Annotated in this window: 6 protein-coding genes and 2 pseudogenes; 2 read left to right on the top strand and 6 right to left on the bottom strand. The window is 68.7% G+C overall.

All coding sequences use genetic code 11. The annotated features are described in order from the left end of the window. Window positions 1–55: 55 nt before the first annotated feature. A complete protein-coding gene (locus AOK01_RS22595) occupies window positions 56–442 on the bottom strand; it encodes a nuclear transport factor 2 family protein (RefSeq protein WP_055514547.1) in 387 nt (128 codons plus the stop codon). 41 nt (window positions 443–483) lie between these two features. Next, window positions 484–780: a hypothetical protein gene (locus AOK01_RS22590; protein WP_107099887.1), complete on the bottom strand. Its 297-nt coding sequence runs from the start codon at window positions 778–780 to the stop codon at window positions 484–486. A gap of 167 nt (window positions 781–947) precedes the next feature. On the opposite strand from AOK01_RS22590, the gene AOK01_RS22585 reads away from it, so the two are divergent. Further along, window positions 948–1796: a helix-turn-helix domain-containing protein gene (locus AOK01_RS22585; protein ID WP_055514544.1), complete on the top strand. Its 849-nt coding sequence runs from the start codon at window positions 948–950 to the stop codon at window positions 1794–1796. After that, on the top strand, window positions 1775–1972 hold the full coding sequence (locus AOK01_RS22580) for a DUF397 domain-containing protein (RefSeq protein ID WP_055514542.1): 198 nt from the start codon (window positions 1775–1777) through the stop codon (window positions 1970–1972). Before AOK01_RS22585 ends, AOK01_RS22580 begins: the two co-directional genes overlap by 22 nt. A 54-nt stretch (window positions 1973–2026) precedes the next feature. Here AOK01_RS22580 and AOK01_RS22575 read toward each other — a convergent pair whose 3' ends face one another. The 4 genes and pseudogenes from AOK01_RS22575 to AOK01_RS45290 all read right to left on the bottom strand — a co-directional run. Beyond that, the gene (locus AOK01_RS22575; protein ID WP_055514540.1) at window positions 2027–5161 is read right to left on the bottom strand and encodes an efflux RND transporter permease subunit; all 3135 of its coding nucleotides are present in this window, start codon (window positions 5159–5161) and stop codon (window positions 2027–2029) included. 248 nt (window positions 5162–5409) lie between these two features. Next, entirely contained in the window at window positions 5410–6090 is a 681-nt protein-coding gene (locus AOK01_RS22570) for a response regulator (protein WP_055514538.1), read from the bottom strand. Further along, window positions 6087–6962, bottom strand: a pseudogene (locus AOK01_RS22565) (sensor histidine kinase); the annotation flags it as partial. The pseudogene AOK01_RS22565 and the gene AOK01_RS22570, both read right to left, overlap by 4 nt. 2 nt (window positions 6963–6964) lie before the next feature. Beyond that, window positions 6965–7183: pseudogene (locus AOK01_RS45290) on the bottom strand (two-component sensor histidine kinase); the annotation flags it as partial.

Below are 7183 nucleotides of genomic sequence, written 5' to 3'. Positions count from 1 at the left end.
GGGGAACTGCGCAACGGGGGTCCGGGGGCGGCATGACGATCTCCTGCCGGTGGTTTCAGTCCACTCCGGGCGGCACGCGTGTGGCGTGGTGGTAATACATCCGCCAGCCTGCGGTCTGATCCTTCTTGCGCCAGATCGAACTGCGCCTGGTCCTGCGTCCGCCGAGCACGGTCTCGAAGGTCAGGTGCACCAGACCCGGCGCGAGCAGCACTCCCGAGATCTCCGAGGGCTCGTAGCGAGGACCATCCGCCGAACTGCCCTCGTGATCAGCCAGTTCGGCGAGCATCTCCTCATACGTCCATCGCCGCCCCGACCCACCGACCTCCACGAACTCCGGGTCGAGAAGCCGCGCGGCGCGTTCCCGCGAGGCTCGGACACGCGGATCCATGAGCAGCAACTCGCCCTGGATCGCCTGGTTCACATCGTCTGTCGCACCGTCCATGGACGTATCCGCACCGACCCACTCACGGTTCCCTGACGTACTCATGCCTCCGGCAGCCGCGCACCCCGGCTCGCGGCGATCCGCAGCGCGTCCCCCAGCGCCTCCGCCAGACGCACTCCCGCGAAGCGCAACTCCCGCTCCCCCACTCCCATTTCGGCGAGCAGAGGCTTCGCCTGCGTCAGTACGAACTCGGCCGAGTCGAGCAGATCCGCCTCCAACTCGTCGGCCATACGGGACAGGCGGCTACGGGAATCGTCCGTGCTGAGGTAACACGGGGCACCCTCCGGAGTGGTCCACGGAAGCAACCGCAGTGGGGCACCCGATCCGTCGCGCATCATCTTGCGTAACTCCCTCCGAAACAGCCCCTTCAGCGGGCTTGAACACCGATAGTTACTGTGTGTGCCTTAATCGTCGCCGTGTGACATACCTCCACGCCAGGGGCACCCCGTCCCAACGTCGAGAACGGGACAACAGAGACAACAGAGGCAACAGAGAGGTGAGACCGATGACGTTCAAGCCGCAGGCCCTGACCCCGTACCTGTCCGCCCGCCACTACTTCGGCTCCGAGCAACGCCGCTACCGCGAGGACGCGGGCCTGTCACTCGTACAGCTCGCGGGCATCGTGAACTCCAGCAAGAGCACGCTCGCGCGCGTCGAGACGGCGGAGTTGATGCCGCCGCCCGATCTGCCGTCCCGTCTGGACGCGGCGTTCGGGACGGACAAGCACTTCCATGGGCTGTATCAACTGGCCAGGCGGGAGGCCCATCCCGACCAGTACCGCCGGTTCATGGACTTCGAGAACCAGGCGGAGGTCATCGAGAACTACGAGTCGCAGCTCGTCCCCGGCCCCCTCCAGACCGAGCAACACGCCCGTGAACTGCTCCGCTGCCAGGAAGACTTGACCAGAGAGCAAGTCGAGGCACGAGTCGCCGCGCGCATGGCCCGCCAAGAGAGTCAGCGGTTGGACTCGCCCCCGCTTCGCTGGGCGATCATCGATGAGTCGGTGCTCCGGCGGCGGATCGGCAGCGCGGAAGGCATGTACAAACAGCTGGCTCGGCTGCTCGACCAGGTGGATACTCCGGACAGTAAGGTTCAGGTGCTGCCGTTCAGCGCAGGCCCGCATTCGTTGATGGGCGGCGGCGGGCTGACCCTGCTGACACTCCCCAACGGCTCCACGGTCGCCTACGAGGAAGGCATCCTGGCCGGTCACCTCTACGAGGACCGCGACACGGTGAAGAAGTGGCGGCGGCAGTATGAGATGTTGCGCGCCAACGCCCTCCCACTGGCCGACTCGGCGGAGCTGATCCGAAAGGCGATGGAGGACTACAAGCCATGCGACACGCCCCCGAGTTGAGCACCGCGCGCTGGCGCAAGAGCAGCTACAGCAATACCAATGGGGGGAATTGCGTCGAGATCGTCGAGGACTACCCCCACCTCGTCCCCGTACGCGACAGCAAGAACCCCCACGGCCCCATACTCGTCGTCCCAGCCGCCGCCTGGGCCGAGTTCGTCAATTCCCTGAAGGCGTAGGGAACGCCGATACGACTGTGCCCCCGTACTTCGTACGGGGGCACAGTCAGGCGATCAGACGCCCGCCGGTTCCGGCTCGTCCGAGTCGGAGGACGTCGGCGGGGTGGAAACGCCGGCCTTCTGGTCCCGCTTCGCCGCCTTCTTCGCCGCGCGGCGCTCCTTGCGGAGTTCCACCATCGCGTAGAGCGTCGGCACGAGGAGCAGGGTCAGCAGGGTCGACGTGATCAGGCCGCCGATCACCACCACCGCCAGCGGCTGGGCGATGAAGCCGCCCTCGCCGGTGACGCCAAGGGCCATCGGCATCAGGGCGAAGATGGTCGCCAGGGCCGTCATGAGGATCGGCCGCAGGCGGTGCCTGCCGCCTTCCACCACGGCCTCGACGACGCCGTAACCCTGCTTGCGGTACTGGTTGATCAGGTCGATCAGCACGATCGCGTTCGTGACGACGATGCCGATGAGCATCAGCATGCCGATCAGCGACGGCACACCCATCGGGGTGCCAGTGATGACCAGCAGACCGATCGCACCCGTCGCGGCGAACGGGATCGAGACGAGCAGGATCAGCGGCTGGATCAGCGACCGGAAGGTCGCCACCAGCAGCATGAACACGATCGCGATCGCCGCGAGCATCGCGAGGCCGAGGGAGGCGAAAGCGTCGTCCTGGTCCTCGGACACCCCGCCGATGGCAGCCGTGGCACCGGCCGGCAGCTTCAACTTGTCGAGCTTCGACGTGAGGTCGGCGCTGACCGCACCCGTGTTGTCGCCCGTCGGCTTCGCCGTGATGGTGGCGGCGCGCTGACCGTCGATGCGGGTCATCGACACCGGTCCGTCGACCACCTTCACCGTCGCGATGTCACCGAGCTTCACCGCGCCGAGCTTCAGGTTCCGCAGCTCGGACAGCGTCTCGGCCGGCTTCGCCGACTTGATGACGACGTCGCGCTCGGTGTCGTCCAGGATCGCCTTGCCGCTGGTGGTGCCGCGCACCGCCTGGCCGACGGCCGCGCCGAGGGTGGTGTCGTTGAATCCGGCGGCAGCGGCCTTGTCGTTGGCCTTGACCGAGATACGCGGCACTGACTGGGCGAGGTCGCTGGTGACGTCGGTGACGTCGTCGAGCTTGGCCACCTCGTCCCGGACCTGCTCCGCGGCCTCGTTCAGTACGCCGGCGTCGGCGGCCTTCACCACGACGCTCAGGTCCTGGCTGCCGAAGCCGTCACCGGCCGCCACCGTCGTCGTACCGATCCCGGAGAGCTTGCCGAGCCCCTCCTCGACGCGGTCCTGGACGTCGTCGAAGGAGGCCGAGTCGGCCACCTTCACGGTGTACGAGGCCTGGTTGGTGTCCGTGCCTCCGCCGAACGCGGCGAGGAAGCCGGAGGAGCCGATCGTGACCTGGTAGTTTTCGACGCCCTTGACGTCGGCGAGCATCCGCTCGACCTTCTCGGCCTGTGCGTCGGTCGCCGCCAGGCTGGTGCCGGGCTTCAACTCCTGCTTGACGGTGAGGACTTCCTGGTCGCCCTGGTCGAAGAAGTTCGTCTTCAGCAGGGGCACCATGCCGAACGTACCGACGAGGACCGCCACCGCGATCGCCACACTGGTGAGGCGGCGCCGGGTCGCGAAGCGCAGGACAGGAACGTAGAAGCGCTGGAGACGGCTGCGCTCCTCCTTCTCCTCGGCCTTGCGTCGCGCCTCCTGCGGGTCGATTCCGCGCAGCTCCTTGGGAGCACGCAGGAACCAGTACGAGAGCACCGGTACGACCGTCAGCGAGACGAGCAGCGAAGCCACCAGGGCCGCCGTGACCGTCAGCGAGAACGAACCGAACAGCGCGCCCACCATGCCGCCGGCAAGACCGATGGGCAGGAAGACCGCGACGGTGGTGAGGGTCGAGGCGGTGACGGCGCCCGCGACCTCGCGTACGGCCTTGAGGATCGCCTCCTCGCGCTCCTCGCCGTAGCCGAGGTGCCGCTTGATGTTCTCCAGGACCACGATCGAGTCGTCGACGACCCGGCCGATGGCGATGGTCAGGGCGCCAAGGGTCAGGATGTTCAGCGATTCGCCGCGGATCCAGAGCACGATCAGTGCGAGCACGACCGACATCGGGATGGAGACGGCGGTGACCAGCGTCGAGCGGAGCGACGCCAGGAAGACCAGGATGACCAGGACCGCGAAGATCAGGCCGAGCCCGCCTTCGGTGGTCAGGCCCTTGATGGACTTGGAGACGGCCGGTCCCTGGTCGCTGACGACCGTCAGCGTGGCACCGGAACCGAGGTCCTTGCGCAGCCCTGCCAGCTTGTCCTGGACGTCGTCGGAGACCGCGACCGCGCTGCCGTCGTGGTCCATGGTGACGGAGACGGCGAGGCTGGGCTCACCGTCGGTGCGGGTGATGGAGTCCGCCTTTGCGGGCTTCTCCTCGACGGTGGCGACGGCACCGAGGCGTACGGGCTTCTTGCCGCCCTCGCCCGTGACCATCAGGTCCTCGATCTGCTGGAGCGAGGTGAAACCGCCGCCTACCTGGACGGTGCGGTTGCTGCCGTCCTCGTCGAAGGATCCGGCCGGTACGGTCGCGCCGCCCGCCTGAAGGGCCTGGCCGAGCGCGGCCGTGGTCAGCCCCGCCTTCGCCAGCTTCGCGTCGTCGGGCGTGACCGTGACCTCAAGGTCCTGTACGCCGTCGACCGTGACCTGCCCGACGCCGTCGATGCCTTCGAGCGCGGGCACGACGGTACGGTCCAGCTGGTCCGAGAGGGCCTGCTGGTCCGTGTCCGAGGTGACGGCGAGGACCACGGTCGGGATGTCGTCGGTCGAACCGGCGACCACCTGCGGATCGACGTCGTCCGGCAGCTGGGCGCGGGCGCGGTTCACGGCCTGCTGGACGTCGGCCACGATCCGGGCGGAGTCGTTGCCGTAGTCGAAGGAGGCCATGATCAGGGCGTTGCCCTCACTTGCCGTGGAGGTGACGCCCGTGACGCCGTCGACCGCTTCGAGGGTGTCCTCGATGGGCTCGACGACCTGCTTCTCGACCACGTCGGGGGACGCGCCCTGGTACGGCGCGAGGACCGACACCATGGGCAGTTCGATGGTGGGCAGCAGCTGCTGCTTGAGTTGCGGGATCGCTATCGCGCCGAAGGCGAGCGCGATGATCGATATCAGCCCTATGAGGGCACGCTGGGCGAGGCTGAAGCGGGACAGCCAGGACATGGGTGACGGGTCTCTCTTCTGTGGCTTGTCTGCGACGTGCGGCTCGTGTGCGGGGTGCGCGGCGTGCGCTTGTCCGTGACGTGCCGCTTGTCCGTGTTCGAGTCCGGTTTGAGTCCGGGGAATGGCTCAATGGGCTCATGTGAGCGTCCGTCTATCACTCTGAGCCATGGGTAAGGCCCTACCCGTCGCCCCCAGGTCCCGTTTCCTTATGTGGCGCATACCGCGCCCGCAGTACGCGCGGGTGGAGCTCACTCCACCCTTGGGCGGACCAGTCCGGATTCGTACGCGATCACCACGAGCTGGGCGCGGTCGCGCGCTCCCAGCTTGGCCATGGCCCGGTTGACATGTGTCTTGACCGTGAGCGGGCTGACTTCCAGACGCTCGGCGATCTCGTCGTTGGAGTGGCCGCCGGCGACCTGGACGAGGACTTCGCGCTCGCGGACGGTCAGCGCTTCGAGCCGTTGGGCACGGGCGGGGTCCCGGTCGTCGTCCCCGTCGCCCTGCGCGAGGAACTTCGCGATCAGTCCCTTGGTGGCGACGGGCGACAGCAGCGCGTCGCCGCCGGCCGCGACACGGATGGCGTTGAGCAGTTCCTCCGGCTCGGCGCCCTTGCCGAGGAAGCCGGAGGCGCCGGCCCGCAGCGACTGCACCACGTACTCGTCGACCTCGAAGGTCGTCAGCATGACGACGCGCACCTGGGCGAGGCCGGGGTCCGCGCTGATGAGCCGCGTCGCGGCCAGCCCGTCGGTGCCGGGCATGCGGATGTCCATCAGCACGACGTCGGCCCGTTCGGCGCGCGCCAGCCGCACCGCCTCCGCGCCGTCCGAGGCCTCTCCGACGACCTCCATGTCGGGCTCGGAATCGACCAGGACACGAAAGGCGCTGCGCAGCAGTGCCTGGTCGTCGGCGAGCAGGACTCGGATGGTCATGCGGGGTTCCCCTTGGGTGCCTTGCTCGCGGGTGTGGTCGTGGGTGTGGTGACGGAGGGCGTGGAGGGCGCGGTGGATGTGGAGGTTGTCGTGGTGGGTGCGGCGCCGCTCTTGACCGGCAGGATCGCATGCACCCGGAAGCCGCCTCCGTATCGGGGTCCCGCGGTGCAGGTGCCGCCGAGCGCGGTGACCCGCTCGCGCATGCCGAGCAGCCCGTGGCCGCCGTTCTCCTCCAGGCGGGCCGCCGCGTCGTCGCCGGGGCCGTTGTCCAGGACGGTGATCTCCACGTTCGGCCCCACGCGTACGACACTGACCTCGGCCTTCGCCTCCTGACCCGCGTGCTTGCGCACATTGGTGAGGGCTTCCTGGATGATGCGGTACGCGGCCAGGTCGACGGCGGCGGGGAGGGTCGTGCCGTGGTCGGTGCGGGCCACTTCGACGGGCAGTCCCGCGCTGCGGAAGGTGCCGACGAGCTCTTCGAGGCGGTGCAGGCCCGGCGCCGGTTCGGTGGGGGCCTCGGGGTCGCCCGACTGCCTCAACAGGCCGACGGTGGCGCGTAGTTCGTTGAGCGCGGAGCGGCTGGCCTCGCGGACGTGCGCGAGGGCCTCCTTCGCCTGGTCGGGGCGTTTGTCCATGACGTGCGCGGCGACTCCGGCCTGCACGTTGACGAGGGCGATGTGGTGGGCGACGACGTCGTGCAGATCGCGGGCGATGCGCAGGCGTTCCTCGGCGACCCGGCGGCGGGCTTCCTCGTCGCGGGTGCGTTCGGCGCGTTCGGCGCGCTCTCTTATGGCGTCCACGAAGGCGTGGCGGCTGCGGACCGCGTCGCCCGCGGCGGCGGCCATGCCCGTCCAGGCGAAGATCCCGAGGTTNNTGCCGGTGAGGACCGTCATCGTGAGGAGGCCGACGCGCCAGGTGGTGGGGCGGTCGGTCACGGTGGCGACGGTGTAGAGGGCGACGGCGGCGGACATCGCGAGGGGCGCTCTGGGGTCACCGGTCACGAACTCCGTGACGGACAGGGCGCCCGTCGCGGCGAGGACCCGCAGGGGACGGCGGCGGCGCAGGACCAGGACGAGGGCGGCGAGCAGCATGA

The organism is Streptomyces aurantiacus (genome assembly GCF_001418335.1).
Taxonomy (GTDB): domain Bacteria; phylum Actinomycetota; class Actinomycetes; order Streptomycetales; family Streptomycetaceae; genus Streptomyces; species Streptomyces aurantiacus.
This window is presented reverse-complemented; position numbering and strand designations above follow the sequence as displayed.

Excerpts from the sequence above, each read along its gene's own strand:
- AOK01_RS22585 (WP_055514544.1), top strand. The coding sequence starts at position 948 with ATGACGTTCAAGCCGCAGGCCCTGACCCCGTACCTGTCCGCCCGCCAC.
- AOK01_RS22575 (WP_055514540.1), bottom strand. The coding sequence starts at position 5,161 with ATGTCCTGGCTGTCCCGCTTCAGCCTCGCCCAGCGTGCCCTCATAGGG.
- AOK01_RS22595 (WP_055514547.1), bottom strand. The coding sequence starts at position 442 with ATGGACGGTGCGACAGACGATGTGAACCAGGCGATCCAGGGCGAGTTG.
- AOK01_RS22570 (WP_055514538.1), bottom strand. The coding sequence starts at position 6,090 with ATGACCATCCGAGTCCTGCTCGCCGACGACCAGGCACTGCTGCGCAGC.
- AOK01_RS22590 (WP_107099887.1), bottom strand. The coding sequence starts at position 780 with ATGATGCGCGACGGATCGGGTGCCCCACTGCGGTTGCTTCCGTGGACC.
- AOK01_RS22580 (WP_055514542.1), top strand. The coding sequence starts at position 1,775 with ATGCGACACGCCCCCGAGTTGAGCACCGCGCGCTGGCGCAAGAGCAGC.